Source organism: Saccharomonospora iraqiensis subsp. paurometabolica YIM 90007 (assembly GCF_000231035.2).
Taxonomy (GTDB): Bacteria; Actinomycetota; Actinomycetes; order Mycobacteriales; family Pseudonocardiaceae; genus Saccharomonospora; species Saccharomonospora paurometabolica.
Genome location: NZ_KI912184.1, coordinates 1 through 704, shown reverse-complemented (window position 1 = coordinate 704; position 704 = coordinate 1). Strand labels below are relative to the sequence as shown.

Annotated in this window: 1 protein-coding gene; it reads right to left on the bottom strand. The window is 76.7% G+C overall.

Annotated features, from left to right (window positions below):
• Positions 1-168: 168 nt before the first annotated feature.
• Positions 169-704 (bottom strand): mycofactocin-coupled SDR family oxidoreductase (locus tag SACPADRAFT_RS0200005; protein WP_028662098.1); only part of this gene is annotated, 536 nt, incomplete at its 5' end.

Genomic DNA, 704 nt, shown 5'->3' with positions numbered 1-704 from the left:
CCAGCGTCCGCGCGGCGGTGGCGGTGCCCACCGGCTCGCCGTCGACCCACCGGTCGAGCAGGCGTGTCCCGGCCCGGCCCAGTCGGAGCAGGCGCAGCGGTGATCCGCCGATCAGCAGCGCGCCCCGGCGCCGCACGGACGCGTCGAGGCGCAGGCGGGTGTCCGGCCTCACGGGGTGAACCCCCCGTCCGCCCGCAGCACGGTCCCGGTGACGGCGCTGGAGTCGGTCGAGCAGAGGAACGCCACGGCCGCGGCGACCTCGTCGGGGTCGAGCAGCCGCTCCACCGTCTGGTTCCCGGCGAAGGACTCCACGTCGTCGAGTCCGTACAGGTCGGCGGTGGCGTTCAGCATGGCCGTGCGGGTGGAGCCGGGGGACACGGCCGTGGCGCACACCCCGGTGCCGCGCAGGTCCGCGGCCAGCCCCTTGATCAGTCCCACCACCGCGTGCTTGGCGGCGTTGTACCCGGCCAGGTGCCACAGCCCGTGGTGCGCCGCCGCCGACGCGAGCGCGACGAACCGTCCCTGCCGGGGTTCCGGTCTGCGCAGCAGCGCGGGCACCGCGGCGCGGGCGAGGTTGGCCACCCCGGTGACGCCGACCGAGAACAGCGCGTCCCACTCGACGTCGTCGGTCTCCCACAGGGGCCGCCCGCCCGCCATCAGCGCCGCCGCGCCGACGGCGGCGTCCAGACCGCCGAACCGGTCCT